We start from the raw sequence: 14,496 nt of genomic DNA, 5'->3' as shown, positions 1-14,496 counted from the left end.
ACGCTCATTGCGCGAGCGACTTGATCGAGGCGGCACCGACCAGCCCGCCGAACAGGCTGCCGGTGATGTCGCGAAGACGTGCCCAGAACTCGCCGCGATTGGCATCGACCGGCACATAGACGAGATCGCCCGGCAGCGCCGGTGCCCGCAGCACCCGCTTGCCGTTCGCGACCACCGTGCCGTTGGCCCGCACCACGAAGATCTCGGCCTTGTCGCCCAGTTGCTGCACGCCGCCAGCAGACTGGATGAAGTCGCCGATCGTGGCGCCCTCGCGATAGGCGAAGGAGGCGGGGCTCGGCACCGCGCCGAAGACGCCGACGGTCACCGGGCGGGACGGAATATAGATGGTGTCGTTGTTCTCGACGATCACGTCGCCGGGCAAGGCGGCTGCGGCGACCGGCAGGTCGAACACCAGCCGGCCGCTCGGCTCGCGCGCGCGCAATTGCTCGACGATCGAACGAACCAAGGCGAGATTGCCCGGCTGGGCGAGCTGAGCGCGATTGGCGGAGACGACCGGCTGGGCGGTGAGCTGAAATTCCATGTCCTGGATCGCACGGTCGAAGCTCAGCTTCTGCTGCGCCTTCACGCTCTCGCGCGTGATCACGCTCGCATAGGGAAAGGCGAGGGCGGTGAGCCCGCCCGCCTGTGCTACCACGTCCTCCATTTTCGTGCCGGGACGGAAATAATAGCGGCCGGGCCGGGCCACCTCGCCGCTGATCGTCACCAGCACCGGTTGCTGATCGAGCGGGCGGGCGATGCCGACATTGGAGAGGATGCGGATGATGTCGCCGCGCCGGGCCTTTTGCGTGCGTGCCTCGGCGGCGGTGACCTGCCGCCAGCCGGACTCGGTCTTGCCGAGAGAGTCGAGCACCATCAGGCGGCTGTCATCGGCCACGGTGTTGATGCCGCCAGCATAGAGGATCGCGTCGTTGAGTGTCTCGTTGGGGGCGATCTCGAAAATGGCCTCGCGATTGACGCTGCCGATCACCGCCACCTGCTCTCCGGCCGGCGCGAGGTAGATGACGTCGCCATTCTGCAATGCGGCGTCGCCGCTCTTGTCGCCCTTGAGCAGCAGGTCGTAGAGATCGAAGTCGGAGATCAACTGGCCGTTCCGGCGGAGCTGGATCGACCTGAAGCTTCCGCCGGGGGCGGGGCCGCCGGCCGCGAGCACGGCGTTGACCAATGTCGAAAGGCTGCTGACGGTGTAGGAGCCAGGGGTCGCCGCGAAACCGGTGACATAGACGGTGATGCCGTGCAGCCGTCCTGCGGTCACCTGCAGGTCGAACGCACGATACTGGCGCGCCACCTGGCGGGCGATGACGTCGCGCAGGTCGCCATAACGAACCCCGCCGACAGTGATGGCGCCGACGCGGGGCACGAAGATTCGCCCTTCCTTGTCGACGGTCAGCCGCAGATCCGCCGCTTGTACCGATCCGGTCAGGCCGAGCAGCACTTCGTCCCCGGGGTTGAGGCGATAGTCCGGCGGCACGATGGTGGTGGAGGGCGCGGTGAAATCGCGCCCGCCCGGTGTCAGCAATTCGGCACCGAAGCGGCGCAGCGGCTTGCCGGCCGCGTTCGAGACAAATGTCTCGAACTCGTTGGCGACAGGCGATACCGGCTTTGTCCGCGCGGCACGGGGCGCCGGCTGGTCGGTGCCATTGGCCTCTGGTGAAGCGGGCGAGCCATCGATCACGGTTGGCTGGTAGGAACGCACCTCGGCGGGCGGGACAGCGACCTGCGCCGCCGCGGCACCCCGTGAGATCGCGCTCGCCCCTCCGCCGGACTGCTCCGTTGGCGACACTGGTGGGGAGAACTGCGCTGATGCCTGTGCCGGGATCAGCGGTAGCGCGAACACGCAGCCGGCCAGCAATTGCTTCCAGGGGGTCGTCATGTGGTGCAATCTTCTTTTTCGATCAGGCTCGCGGTCAGGCCGGCTGCCGAACCAAGCAGGATGTCGGCGGCCGTTTCCCAGAGGCGTTCATTGGCCGCGGCGAGCAGGCCGCGGCCGGAGCCGACCCGGTAGGGGGCTCGATTCCAGTCTGTCACCACGCCGCCTGCTTCGGTCAGGAACAGGGCGCCCGCGGCGTGATCCCAGGGCAGGGTGCGCTGGAACGCCGCGAGATCATTCTGGCCGAGCACCAGACGCGGATAGCTCTCGGCGGCACAACGCGGGACTGGCACCAGCTCGAAATGCTGCGCAGCATGGGCGTTGACCCGGTCACGGCGCTCGGGCGTCATGAAATGCGTTCCCAATGCTGCGATTGGCATCGGGCCTTCCGTCGGGCGGGTCCGCACGGCAACGCCGTCGCAGGTGGCGCCGGCACCCCATTCGGCATGGCAGAGCCGTCCGCTCAGGGGATCCAGTATCCAGCCGGCGCGAGGCACGCCGTCTTCGACGAGCGCCACCATCATGCCGAAGGGCGCGCGGCCGGCAGCGAAATTGGCGGTGCCGTCGAGCGGGTCGATCAGCCAGACCAGGCCCTGGCCGATGTCGTCGAGGAGTCCCGGCTCGTGCGCCGCCGCTTCCTCGCCGACGATACGCGCCCCGATTCCCAGCGTCTCCAGCTGGTCGTGCAAGCGACGTTCGGCGTCGCGATCGACACTGGTGACGATCTCGCCCGGACTCTTCTCGGCGATCTCATGATCGGCAAGCATGCGGAAACGCGGCGTTACCGCTGTCGCGGCAACGCCTCGCATCATGGCCGCGACTTCATCCCTCAACGACATGGCGGGTCAGGCAGCGACGCTTGCCAGCCGTCCGCGCGGGGCGACGGCGCTGCGCTCCTGGATCATCCGGATGCGCGCCAGATCCTCGTCGGCGATGGTGCGATAATAATCGCGCTTGTTCTCGAGCCAGGCGAGTTCGAACGCCACGGCGTTCGCGATCCCCGCTTCGAAGCCGGGCATGTCGGCCGCGCTGCCGTCGAAGATGACCTTGCGCGTCTCGAACCGGTCGAGGCGAATGCGGCGCATTTCGCGCAGCGCCGGCCCGGACTCGCCCGCGACTGATCCACCGACCACCAGCTCAAGGCCATGGTCGGCACAGGCGCGTGCGGCGGTGAGGACCGCATCGGTGATCTCGCGCTGGTTGATCGCACCGCGCGGCAGCCCGCGGGAGAGCGTGAAATCGACACGGCCGAACACGATGCCGTCAAGCGCCGCCTTGGCGAGCGGGATCATCGAGTCGAGATTGCGCAGCGTCGATTCGGTCTCGAGGTTGAACAGGAACTGCGTGTCCGTGTCGTCGCCATAGACCTTTGTTTTGGCCTCGACGAACTTCGACAGCGCGTAAGGCGTCTCGACCATGGGCGCGATGATATAGTTCGCACCGTAGAGCTTCGAGGCGTGAAGATCCGACACCGCCTCGCAACCGCCAATCTTGAGCGCGACCTTGAGGTCGGCGCGATAGGCGAGCTCGAGCAGGCGCAGCAACTCGTCCGGACGCGTGCCCTCAGCTTCGAACTCAGCCTTCACGGCGACGACCCCGAAGCGATCGCGGCCCTTTTTGAGCATGTCGAGCATGCGGCGTTCTGTGGAATTCATCCTCGCCTCCTGGTTAAAGCGTTACTGACGAACGAGGGGACGGAGCTGCTCGGGCATTCCCGCAAGCGAACGGCGGCGTAAAAAATAATTGCCCGGGGCTTACGGGACCGGCGCGAGGTCTCCGTCCTCAAGCATAATGCCAGTGATTCCCGCCCTGCCGCTCACCGCTGCGCTGCTGCTTCTTGGCGGCTATGGGCCTGCCGCGGATGACGGCGTCGACAGGCTGCCGGGTGGCGAAGGTGCCGCATTCCGCCAGCGCATGATGGCCTGGTCGACACCGGCCTCCGCAGGCCAGGTGCCGGAGGATCTGGTCCCGGCGGCCATGCCGCGCCTCTCATCGGGTTTTGGGTATCGCCACGATCCGATCCGCGGCGGTTGGGCCATGCACAGCGGCATCGACATACCGGGACCACTCCATTCCCCGGTGATGGCCGCGGCCGGCGGTGTCGTCGACTATTCGGGCAGCGCGGGCGGTTATGGAAACATGATCGAGATCGATCATGGCAATGGCCTTGTCACGCGCTACGCGCATCTTTCCCGGTCGCTGGTACGTCCCGGCGTACGCGTGGAGCAGGGCGAGACCATCGCCATGATGGGCTCGACCGGCCGCTCGACCGGCAGTCATCTCCATTTCGAGGTACGCGTGAATGGCCAGGCAACGGGCCCACTTGCCTATTTCTCGGGCCGGCGTCTGCTTGGGCGGGCGCCCCGGCAGCCGGCCGAGCCCCATGTCTCCGCTTTTGCGCGGGCACGTACAGAGTCAGCGCCGGAGTCGACAGTTGAGGCAGGGTTCTGATGCTTCTCCAGGAACCCGTCCGGCCGCAGCGACAGGTTGCCGCTGCCGGGAGACGGCCGGACTTGGCAAGCCAGCCGGCGAGTGCTTTGCGTGGTGCCATGGCCGGGAGTGAGCATATCGACGGGTTGCAGCGCGTTATCCTGAACGAGCGCGCCCGGCTGCTCCGTTTCCTTGCCGCGCGCGGCGCGGGCGATGAGGCGGAGGACGTGCTGCATGACCTGTGGCAGCGCCTCGCGGTTGCCCCGAGCCAGCCCGTGGCCGACCCGGTCGCCTATCTGTTTCGCGCGGCCGAAAATCTGATGCGCGACCGGCGGCGCTCGACCTTCAGTCGCGAGCGGCGGCAGATGGACTGGCATGAGACCAGCGTCACGGCCGAGGAAGAACCGTTGGGCGAGAGAGTGCTGATCGCCCGCGAGCGCATGCGCCAGGCCGAAGCGATGCTGGCCGGGCTTGGCCAGCGCGTCGACCGCGTATTCCGCCTTTACCGTCTCGAAGGCATGGGACAGGCCGCCATCGCCCGCGACCTGGGTGTCAGTCTCAGCTCAGTCGAAAAGGATCTGCAAAAGGCCTATCGCGCCCTTGCCGAACTGAAGGCGCAGTTCGATGCGGAATAGCGGGAACGGCTCCGTCATGTCAGGGATATGGGCATGATGGCACACGAGTTCGACAATATCGGAGAGGCGGCGCGCCTGTGGGCGATCCGCGCCCAGGATGCGTCTTTCGCCGATTGGGAAGGTCTCACCGATTGGCTCGAGAGCGATCCCCGGCATTTGCCCGCTTATGAGGTCGCCCTGGAGGATGACGCCTGGGCAGGCCAGCTCTTCGCCGCACATACCCCTGTCGCGGCGGCGACAGCGCCCGCGCACTACCCCCCGCGCGGGCGCTGGTTTGCCACAGGCGGCGCGATCGCCGCGGCGCTTGTCGGGGTGGTGAGCTGGACGGTGGTGACCCGGGATGCGCCCCGGCGCGAAGTGGCGACCGCGCCGGGCGAGCACCGGACAGTCGATCTGGCCGACGGGTCGCGGATCGTGCTGAACGGCGACACCCGGATCGTGCTCGATCCTGACAAGCCGAGAGAAATCACGCTTGCCGAGGGTGAGGCGCTGTTCGAGGTGCGGCATGACGCGCGCCATCCGTTCGTCGTCGTTGCCGACGGCACTCGGCTGGTCGATGTCGGCACCGTCTTCAACGTGGTGCGTGACGGCGGCGCCATCGATGTCGCGGTCGCTGACGGCGCCGTTGACTATGAAGCGGGAGCGCAGCGGATACGGCTCAACCAGGGAGACGCACTGTCCCGGCCCGACCGAGATGCCGCGCCTGCGGTGCGCAAGACCAGTCCTGAAGGGATAGGCGGCTGGCAATCCGGCCAGCTCCATTATGATGATGCGACGCTCGACCAGGTTGCGCGTGACCTGTCCCGCAACACCGGCCGTTCGATCCGGGTGGTGGACGGCGCCGCGCGGATGCGGTTTACGGGGACGCTTGTCCTTGAGGGGCCGCCTCGCGAGGTTCTTGCACGGGCAGGCCCGCTGCTGGGTGTGAATTTCGCTGAACAAGGCGATACATGGACGATGACTCCTGCCAATGCCCGGCGGCGCTGATACCGCTCTTGCAATACCGTTGATCGCCGCAGCCCTGCTGATCGGCGCGCCTGCACATGCCCAGGAACGGGTGGCGGATGTCGACATCCCTGCCGCTCGCCTGGATCACGCGATCAGGCTTCTCAGCCGCCAAAGCGGGACGAGCATCGGGTTTCGCGATTCAGCGATCGCGAAGCTCGCGGTGAAGTCAGTGCGCGGGAAGCTGACCGCGGCCCAGGCGCTTGAGCGGATGTTAAGCGGTACCCGCCTCGAAGTCAGGCGTGTCGCGACGAACACCTATCTCATCGAGCGGGTCGTTTTGCCGCCGGTCCCTCGACCCGTAACGCGCCCCACTCCGCAACCGCCGGCGCCAGTACCGCATGATAGCGTGGCCGATGAGGTCATCGTGACGGGAAGCAAGCGCAATGTGCCGCTCAGCGTCTATCCGGGCGGGGTGCAGGTGATCGAGGGAGACACGCTGTCGATGGCGGAGGGTGCGCGCGGCACCGACGCGATCGGAGCCCGGGTGGCCAGCGTCGTATCCACTCACCTCGGTCCGGGGCGGAACAAGCTGTTCATCCGCGGCATCGCCGATTCCAGCTTCGTTGGTCCGACACAGGCGACCGTCGGCCAATATTGGGGCAACAGCCGGATCACCTACAGCGCGCCGGACCCGAGCCTGCGGCTCTACGATATCCGCAGCATCGAGGTGCTGGAGGGGCCGCAGGGTACGCTCTACGGTGCCGGTTCGCTCGGCGGGGTGGTCCGCGTCATTCCGCATGCGCCCGATCTGAGCATGACCGGCGGCACGATCTGGGGCGGGACCCAGGCCGTGCAGCACGGCCAGCCCGGGGTCGATGGCGGCGCCATCTTCAACGTGCCGATCGTCGACGATCGGCTTGCCTTCCGCGCGCTTGCCTTCGGGTCGATCGACGGGGGCTATATCGACGACACGAAACGCAAGCTGAAGGACGTGAACGAAGTCCGCACCATTGGCGGCCGGGCGGCTCTTCGCTTCGTACCGGCGGACGACTGGACGATCGACCTCAGCGGCGTCGGTCAGCGCATCGACGGCCTGGACAGCCAATATGCGGAGCGCGGCGGCGACGGCCTGAGCCGCGCGAGCAGCATAGCCCAGCCCTATCGCAACGATTACTGGCTTGGCGACCTGGTCGTCCGCAAGCAATGGGGCCAGCTCGAGCTGACCTCCTCCTTCGGCTATGCCAATCAATATGTCTTCGAGCAGTTCGAAGGCGTGGCGCTTGCCGATTCGACCGATCTCACGGTCGCGCCATCCGCAAGTGCCGCGCCCGCCGCCTATGTCCAGACCGACCATATCTCGATGATCACGGCCGAAACGCGGCTGGCCCGGCGCGGTCCGGAAGGGACCGGCTGGGTGGTCGGCGTCAGCCTGCTCCACAATGTCGCGCGCGTTAACCGCCAGATGGACGAGTTCTACCTGGCGTCAGCCGGTTCGGGCGGCTCGACGACGGGGCAGACTTTTCCCGGCATGATATCGATCCAGCCGGCGGATACGCTGACATTGACTGGCGTGCGCAACCAGGTGGACGAGCAGACGCTGTATGGCGAGACATCGGTAAAGCCGCTCGACCGGCTGACACTGACCTTTGGCGGACGACTTACCCATTCCCGACTCTCGGGCGATTCCGAGGACGTGCTGAAGATGTTCGCCTTTCGGGTCGATCCGGGCGCGAGCGCCGCGCGCTCGGAAACGCGCCTGCTGCCTTCAGCCGCCCTGGCATATCGCCCGTTTGACCAATTGACGCTTTTCGCGCGCTATCAGGAAGGCTTCCGGCCAGGTGGAATCGCGGTCCGGCAGGATTTCGTCCAGCGCTACAAGGGCGATCGGGTCGCGACGACTGAAGCGGGCGCGCGCTACAGCGGCAGGGACTTCAGCCTGTCGCTGAACGCGTCCTGGTCGCGATGGAGCGATATCCAGGCGGATCTGATCGACGGATTCGGTTTCCCGACCACGGCCAATGTGGGGGACGGGCGGGTTCTGTCGGTGGGGCTGGCGGGGCGCTGGCAGCCAGTTCGGGGCCTGTCGTTCGATGCCGCCGTCTATGTCAACGACAGCAAGGTCACCGCTCCTGCCTTCGCGACGTTGCCGTCCGACCTGGCCAGGGCAAATCTGGAGCGTCTCCCCAATGTGGCGGACGCGACCGGCAGGCTCGGCTTTGCCTATGCCACCTCGCTGTCATCGTCCGTCGACTTCGAAGTAAACGGCTTTGGCCGCTATGTCGGAAAGTCGACCCTGGGCATCGGCCCCATCCTCGGCCAGTTGCAGGGCGACTATCTCGATACGGGCCTTGAATTCAGGGTCGGCACCAAGCGCCGCGCCGTCACCCTCTCGCTGACCAATCTTCTCGACGCGCGCGGCAATCGCTTCGCGCTTGGATCACCGTTTCTGGTTCGCGACCGCAACCAGATCACGCCGCTTCAGCCACGCAGCGTCAGGCTCGGGTTCGACGCTGCCTTCTAGACCGGCTCAAGACGCTAGCGGCGCTCAATTGCCCGGGAGGCCGCTGGCCAGCTTGGCGAGCAAATTGCCCAGTTGCCCGCGTTCCTCGGCGGTCAGGGTGGCCAGCAGTTCGGCCTCGACCAGCATGTCCTCGCGGAATGCCGTTTCGGCCAGGTGTCGGCCGGCGGCCGTCAACTGGACGAGCAAGCTGCGCGCGTCGGTGTCGCTGGGCAGGCGTTCCACCAGGCCGGCCTTTTCCAGCCGCGCAAGACGGTCGGTCAGGCCGCCGGACGAGATCATCAGCGATTTGAACAACTCCGTCGGCCTGAGGCGATAGGGCGGCCCGAAACGCAACAGCGTGGAGAGGACGTCGAACTCGCCAGAATCGAGATCGTGACGCGCGAAGACCTGCTCGATCGAAGGCCGCACGCGCAGGGTGATCCATCTGGCGCGTCCCAGAATGGCCATGCCGATCGTGTCGACGTCAGGCAATTCGATAGCCCATTGGCGTCTGCGTTCCTCGACATGGTCGATGCGGTCGGGGGGTATGTCTTGTTTATATCTTGACACCGAGATATTATCCGTCAATTATCTTGACGACGAGATAACCTGTCACTGACGGAAATCAACGGATTTGATACGAAAGGAAGTAGAGCGATGAGTTCGACAGCACTGCGGCGTGCCGGCTGGACCCTGACTGGCCTGTTCGGGCTGTTCATGCTGGGCGCGTCGATCGCGCCGAAGCTGGTGGGGGCCGCCGTGGCCACCGATACGCTCGTCGCCCTGGGCTGGCCGGGCAGCTATACGTTGCTGATCGGGCTGATCGAACTCAGTTGCCTGGTCCTCTATCTCCTGCCGCGAACGAACATATTGGGGGCGGTGCTGATGACCGCGTTGCTTGGCGGATCCCTGGCCACGCAGTTGCGGGTGGGAAGCCCCTTGTTCAGCCACACGCTCTTCAGCGTCTATCTGGGGCTGTTCATGTGGGGCGGCCTTTGGCTGCGGGACGCCGCGGTGCGTGCCCTTTTCCCGATCCGTCTCGACCGTCCGGCGGCGTGAAGGCGCCATGTCCTTTCAAGCATATCTCGACAATATCGAGACGAAGACGGGCAAGAGCCCGGAGGACTTCAAGGCAATGGCCGAGCAGAAGGGCTATGCTGCGGACGGCGCGCTGAGCGCGGGCGTCAAGGCGGGCGACGTCATTCAGTGGCTCAAGGCGGATTTCGGGCTGGGTCATGGACACGCCATGGCGATCGTGGCGCTTCTCAAGGGAAAGACGTCCTAGCCTCGCGGGTTGTTCATGTGCTGGCACGCATGGGGTCCGGGAGATATTCCCGCTCGCGATAGTCGAACCAGTCGAAATCCGCCGGCAGGCGCCGGCCCGATCCGTCCTGGCACGCCATGCCCACGAACGCGCCGGTGAAGTTGGGCAGCCCCGGCGCGCTCGCCTCGTCGGAAAGGATGCTGGCGTCGAACTGTTCGCGCAGCCAGGTCCATTCGGTGTCGCCCTCCACGCGAAAGGCGAAGCGCAGCCGCTCATAGTCGACCTCGGCGCGGAGATGGATTCGGCCCTGAGCCGCGATGTCGTGGATCTGCGAGAAGGCGTCGGCCTGCGGCGAGTCAGGCAGCGCCGACATGACCTGGACCTGCCGCCCGCCATGCTCGCCCGCGGTGACGAACAGATAGTGGAATTTCGAACTGTTATAATAGCAGATCAGGCCCGCCGCCTGCTGGTAGCTTTGCGGGTCGAACTCAACCACCGTGCCCGTTGAATAGCAGAAGGCCTGTTGCCGCCGCGCGACGAGCGCCTGTTCGAACAGGCTGCCAAGCGATTCCCGGCCGTGCAGGCGCAGATGGCCGGGGCGGGCGGTGAGGCTGAACAGTCCGTCGGGGTCGGGCGAGCGGAGCCACTGGAAGTCGATCGGCAATAGGCCGCCGTCGAAATCCGCGCGTTCCGGGGCGGCCGGCAGCGGGGCGTCGAGCGTCGGCCCGGGGATGTCTAGCTGCGGGATGCTGTCGCCGCTCGCGGTGTAGAGCCAGCCATCCTCAGCCCAGCGCATCGGCTGGATCGCGGTTTCGCGGCCGAGCACGCAGCGGCCGCGATTGGGCAGGGCGCGACCGCAGAGATACACCATCCAGGGCTCGCCCGATGGAGTCTCGACCAGGTCGGCATGGCCAGCGCGCTGCAGCGGCGCATCGGGCCGGTCCCGCGCGCTGAGGATGTAAGTATCGGGATGGAGTTCATACGGCCCGGTCAGGTCGCGCGAGCGGGCCATCGTCACTGCATGGTTCCAGGCGGTGCCACCCTCCGCCGTGATGAGATAATACCAGCCGTTCCGCTTGTAGAGGTGCGGCGCCTCGGTCAGGCCGAGCGGGGTGCCCTCGAAGATCAGGCGCGGTTCACCGATCAGCATCTGTTTTGCTGCGCAATATTCCTGCAGCACGATCCCGGCAAAGCGGTTTCGCCCGGGCCGGTGATCCCACCGCATGTTGGTCAGATATTTGCGCCCGTCATCATCGTGAAACAGCGACGGATCGAAGCCGCTGCTGTTGAGATGGACGGGATCGGACCAGTCGCCCTCGATCGTCTCGCTCGTCACCAGATAATTGTGGAAATCGCGCAGCGACGCACCCGAGGCGCCGCCGGTGGTGGTCCGGCCATAGCGTTTCACATCGGTGTAGATCAGGTGGAAACGATCGCCGTCATGCGTGAGGCAGGGCGCCCACACGCCGCAACTGTCCGGGTCGCCGCGCATGTCGAGCTGGCTCGCGCGGACGAGGGGCCGGGCGACAAGCGTCCAGGTCGCCAGATCGCGCGAATGGTGGATCTGAACCCCCGGAAACCATTCGAAGGTCGACGTCGCGATATAATAATCCTCGCCGACGCGGACGATCGACGGGTCGGGGTTGAAGCCGCGGAGGATGGGATTGCGGATCATGCGGTCGTCGGGTCCTTCTGGGGTTCGGGGGCGCGGACGAGAATCCACAGGGTGGCGGCGGCGAACAGGTCGAGCACGCCGAGCGCGATGAAGAACGGGCCATAGCCGATGGTTTCGACAAAATGCCCCATCGCCAGCGAGAAGAGGAGGACGCCGAGATTGGCCATGGTGCCAGCGATGCCGGCGGCGGTGCCGACCTCGTTGCGCGGGAACAGGTCGGACGCCATGGTGATGCAGGTGACCGACAGCGTCTGGTGCGCGAAGCCGCCAAGGCAGAGCAGCGCGACCGCCGCGGCGGCGCTTTCCACTTGGCCGACGAACATCATGCCCGTCATCAGCACCGCGCCGAGCGTATAGGCGCCGCGCCGTGCGTTGATCAGGCTGATCCCGCGCCGCTGCAGCCACAGCACCACGGCTGGCCCGAACAGGCAGCCGAGATCGGCGGCGATGAAGGGCAGGCCGGCGAACATCGCGATCTGGCCAAGGTCGAAATGCCGCACCGTGGTCAGATAGAGCGGCATCCACAGGGTCAGCGTGCCCCAGGTCGGATCGGCGAGGAACCGGGGCAGGGCGATGCCCCACAGATTGCGCTGGCGCAGCAGCCGGCCGAGCGGCGGCTTGACTGTGTCCGCGCGGAGATAGGATTCCTGGCCTTCAAGGATTTCCGCCCTTTCCCCTGGCGGGACCGTCGGGTGGTTTTCGGGCGAATGATAGAAACGGCGCCAGGAGGCGGCCCAGATCAGCGCGAATATCCCCGCCACGATGAAGGCGCCGCGCCAGTCCCACACCATCACTGCGCCCGCCACCAGCAGCGGCGCCAGCACTGATCCAAGCGAGGCGCCGATATTGTAGACGCCGCCGGCAAAGCCGCGCTCGCGCGCCGGGAACCATTCGGAAATGACCTTCAGCGCGCCGGGATGCGCGGTGCCCTCGGCGAAACCGAGCAGCGCGCGCAGGCCGGCAAGGCTGACCCAGCCTGTCGCCAGCGCATGCGCCATGGTGATGATTCCCCAGGCCGCGGCGAACAGGGCAAGACCCGTCTTCAGCCCGATCATGTCGAGGATATAGCCCGCGATCGGTTGCAGCATGATGCCGAGCTGAAAACCGCCGGTGATCCAGGAATATTGCTCCGTGCTGATATGAAGCTCGGCCATCGCGGTCGGCGCAGCCACGCCCATGATGCTGCGCGTCAGATAATTCAGGATCGTGCCGATCATCACCAGCCCGATGATCCACCACCGGATCTTCATCATCCTTCCCAGCCGCATCGCCCGTCTCTCCCGCGCGTCATGCCCTGTGGTCCGGGCCCGATCGCTCTATGGTAGCGATAACGATCTGACCGGTACTGGCAAGATCACAGGGGCGACGCAGGCCGGTTTGCGAGGAAGGTAACGAAGTGATACCGGTAGCAGGCCAGTTCGGGAGAGCGGAAATGCCTCGTGCCCTTGTGCCGTTTGTCCTCGGCACCATCCTCTTTTCCCCGGCCGCCCTCGCCGCGAGCGCACCGCGAGAGAGCTGGGGCAAGGCTGGGGTCTCGCTCGTCCAGTATCGCGAGGATGCGGTGCTGTGCGGGCGCGAGGCCTATTATCTCGACGTGTCGGACACTCCCGCCGCAAAGGCGCTGGTAAGGGCATCCAGTCTGATCGAGAACCTGCCGTCGAACATCAACGAGACGGCGTCTCAACCTGTCTCGGGGGCTGAGGCGATCGCCATGGCGGTGCAGGGCGCGCGGCCGGAACAGCGCTTCCGCGAAATCGCCGCATTGCAGAAATCGACGCTGGAGAAATGCCTGACCTCGCTAGGCTATGTCCGGTTCCGCCTGACCAAGGAGCAGCGCGGCCATCTGTCGAAGCTGCGCGGTGGCACGCCCGAACGCCATGCCTATTTCCACTCCCTTGCCAGCGACCCGAAAATCCTGTCGACGCAACGTGGCTGATCGAGAGGAAGAATGATGATCAATGTCGGGGTGATCGGGTTCGGGCTGGCCGGCAAGAGCTTCCACGCGCCGCTGGTCGATGCGGTCGACCGGCTGAAGCTCGCGGGCGTCGTCACCTCCCGCAAGGATGAGGTTGCGGAGGCCTTCCCCGGCGTGGCGGTGGTGCCGACGGCCGAGGCGCTGATCGCCGACCCCTCGATCGGCCTGGTCGTGATCGCAACGCCCAACGAACTGCACGCGCCGCTGGCCAGGGCGGCGCTTGAGGCGGGCAAGCATGTCGTGATCGACAAGCCCTTCGCGGTCGACCCGGTCGACGGCGCCGCGCTGATCGAACTGGCGGCGGCACGCGGGCTGGTGCTCTCGGTGTTCCACAACCGGCGCTGGGACGCGGATTTCCTGACCGTGCTCAATGTGCTGGGCGGCGGTGCGCTGGGCGAGGTGATGCTGGCCGAACTGCGCTGGGACCGGTTCCGCCCGGCGATCAAGCCGGGCTGGCGCGAAGCGACGGTGGAGCAGGGCGGCGGCATGGTCGCCGATCTCGGGCCGCACCTGCTCGATCAGGCGCTGCAATTGTTCGGCACGCCCGAGGCGATCACCGCCGATATCGCCGCGCAACGCCCGGACGTGGTGGTCGACGATTATTTCGAGCTCACGCTGCACTATGGCGAGCGCCGCGTGATCGTGTCGGCCTCCACTCTGGTCGTCTCGGCACGGCCGCGCTTCGCCCTGCACGGCAGCAATGGCAGTTTCGTGAAACACGGCCTCGATCCGCAGGAAGCGATGCTGCGCGCCGGCGCGAGCGCCAATGACGCCGGCTTCGGCGAGGAAGCGCCGGAAGCCTTCGGCACGCTGACCGTCGCGGATGGCCAGCCCGAGCTGGTACCCTCGATCCGCGGCGACTGGCGGCGTTATTATGAGGGCGTGGCCGACGCGATCCTCGACGGCGCGCCGGTGCCGGTCGATCCTGCCGATGCGCTGACCGGGCTCAAGCTGATCGCGCTGGCGCGGCGGAGTGCTGCTGAGGGGCGCAGGCTGACCGTTTGATCCGGGGTGTGAATCTTTAGCGGATTGATGGCGGCCTGACTGTCCTTGGGTGACAGATATGACGCTGCCATTCCCCTTTTTTTGGCGGCGCCTGGCCGATTGCCGACTGATAGGTTCAGGTCAACGAAGTGAGGATAGCTGTCTTTCATTCACACGAAACGTTGCGGCAGCTTTCG

The 14,496-nt window shown here is 66.2% G+C and carries 14 protein-coding genes; 8 read left to right on the top strand and 6 right to left on the bottom strand.

What is annotated here, in order from left to right:
• Window positions 1-4: 4 nt before the first annotated feature.
• From P0Y59_07275 to P0Y59_07265, 3 genes are read right to left on the bottom strand one after another with little or no spacing between them, the layout of a single operon-like run.
• The gene (locus P0Y59_07275; GenBank protein ID WEK01471.1) at window positions 5-1,891 is read right to left on the bottom strand and encodes an SLBB domain-containing protein; all 1,887 of its coding nucleotides are present in this window, start codon (window positions 1,889-1,891) and stop codon (window positions 5-7) included.
• A complete protein-coding gene (locus tag P0Y59_07270; GenBank protein ID WEK01470.1) occupies window positions 1,888-2,700 on the bottom strand; it encodes an inositol monophosphatase family protein in 813 nt (270 codons plus the stop codon). Before P0Y59_07270 ends, P0Y59_07275 begins: the two co-directional genes overlap by 4 nt.
• A gap of 33 nt (window positions 2,701-2,733) precedes the next feature.
• Window positions 2,734-3,543, bottom strand: a complete 810-nt coding sequence (locus P0Y59_07265; protein ID WEK01469.1) for an aldolase/citrate lyase family protein — start codon at window positions 3,541-3,543, stop codon at window positions 2,734-2,736.
• A gap of 136 nt (window positions 3,544-3,679) precedes the next feature.
• Between P0Y59_07265 and P0Y59_07260 the strand changes: the two genes are divergently transcribed.
• From P0Y59_07260 to P0Y59_07245, 4 genes are all read left to right on the top strand, one after another.
• Window positions 3,680-4,339, top strand: a complete 660-nt coding sequence (locus P0Y59_07260) for a M23 family metallopeptidase (protein ID WEK01468.1) — start codon at window positions 3,680-3,682, stop codon at window positions 4,337-4,339.
• 98 nt (window positions 4,340-4,437) lie between these two features.
• Window positions 4,438-4,953 (top strand): sigma-70 family RNA polymerase sigma factor, encoded by a 516-nt coding sequence (locus P0Y59_07255; GenBank protein WEK01467.1) that lies wholly within the window; start codon window positions 4,438-4,440, stop codon window positions 4,951-4,953.
• A 33-nt stretch (window positions 4,954-4,986) separates the two neighbouring features.
• Entirely contained in the window at window positions 4,987-5,940 is a 954-nt protein-coding gene (locus tag P0Y59_07250) for a FecR domain-containing protein (protein ID WEK01466.1), read from the top strand.
• 19 nt (window positions 5,941-5,959) lie between these two features.
• Window positions 5,960-8,422 (top strand): TonB-dependent receptor, encoded by a 2,463-nt coding sequence (locus P0Y59_07245; GenBank protein ID WEK01465.1) that lies wholly within the window; start codon window positions 5,960-5,962, stop codon window positions 8,420-8,422.
• Between the two features lie 24 nt (window positions 8,423-8,446).
• On the opposite strand, the gene P0Y59_07240 is transcribed toward P0Y59_07245, so the two are convergent.
• The gene (locus P0Y59_07240; protein ID WEK01464.1) at window positions 8,447-8,893 is read right to left on the bottom strand and encodes a MarR family transcriptional regulator; all 447 of its coding nucleotides are present in this window, start codon (window positions 8,891-8,893) and stop codon (window positions 8,447-8,449) included.
• Window positions 8,894-9,058: 165 nt separating this feature from the next.
• Here P0Y59_07240 and P0Y59_07235 point away from each other — a divergent pair, with 165 nt between their 5' ends.
• Both P0Y59_07235 and P0Y59_07230 read left to right on the top strand, forming a co-directional pair.
• Window positions 9,059-9,460: a DoxX family protein gene (locus P0Y59_07235; GenBank protein ID WEK01463.1), complete on the top strand. Its 402-nt coding sequence runs from the start codon at window positions 9,059-9,061 to the stop codon at window positions 9,458-9,460.
• A gap of 7 nt (window positions 9,461-9,467) precedes the next feature.
• On the top strand, window positions 9,468-9,686 hold the full coding sequence (locus tag P0Y59_07230; GenBank protein ID WEK01462.1) for a DUF4287 domain-containing protein: 219 nt from the start codon (window positions 9,468-9,470) through the stop codon (window positions 9,684-9,686).
• A gap of 13 nt (window positions 9,687-9,699) precedes the next feature.
• On the opposite strand, the gene P0Y59_07225 is transcribed toward P0Y59_07230, so the two are convergent.
• Together P0Y59_07225 and P0Y59_07220 are read right to left on the bottom strand one after the other, a co-directional pair.
• Window positions 9,700-11,340 carry a glycoside hydrolase family 43 protein gene (locus P0Y59_07225; GenBank protein ID WEK01461.1) on the bottom strand — a complete coding sequence of 547 codons (1,641 nt, stop codon included), beginning with the start codon at window positions 11,338-11,340 and terminating at the stop codon, window positions 9,700-9,702.
• Window positions 11,337-12,590, bottom strand: coding sequence for an MFS transporter (locus tag P0Y59_07220; protein WEK01460.1), 1,254 nt, complete (start codon window positions 12,588-12,590; stop codon window positions 11,337-11,339). Before P0Y59_07220 ends, P0Y59_07225 begins: the two co-directional genes overlap by 4 nt.
• A gap of 182 nt (window positions 12,591-12,772) precedes the next feature.
• Between P0Y59_07220 and P0Y59_07215 the strand changes: the two genes are divergently transcribed.
• Together P0Y59_07215 and P0Y59_07210 are read left to right on the top strand one after the other, a co-directional pair.
• Window positions 12,773-13,276, top strand: a complete 504-nt coding sequence (locus P0Y59_07215; protein ID WEK01459.1) for a hypothetical protein — start codon at window positions 12,773-12,775, stop codon at window positions 13,274-13,276.
• A 15-nt stretch (window positions 13,277-13,291) separates the two neighbouring features.
• A complete protein-coding gene (locus P0Y59_07210; protein WEK01458.1) occupies window positions 13,292-14,320 on the top strand; it encodes an oxidoreductase in 1,029 nt (342 codons plus the stop codon).
• Window positions 14,321-14,496: the final 176 nt, after the last annotated feature.

Source organism: Candidatus Sphingomonas phytovorans (assembly GCA_029202385.1).
Taxonomy (GTDB): Bacteria; Pseudomonadota; Alphaproteobacteria; order Sphingomonadales; family Sphingomonadaceae; genus Sphingomonas; species Sphingomonas phytovorans.
The sequence above is the reverse complement of the archived record's forward strand: the minus strand, read 5'-3'. Positions and strand labels throughout refer to the sequence as shown.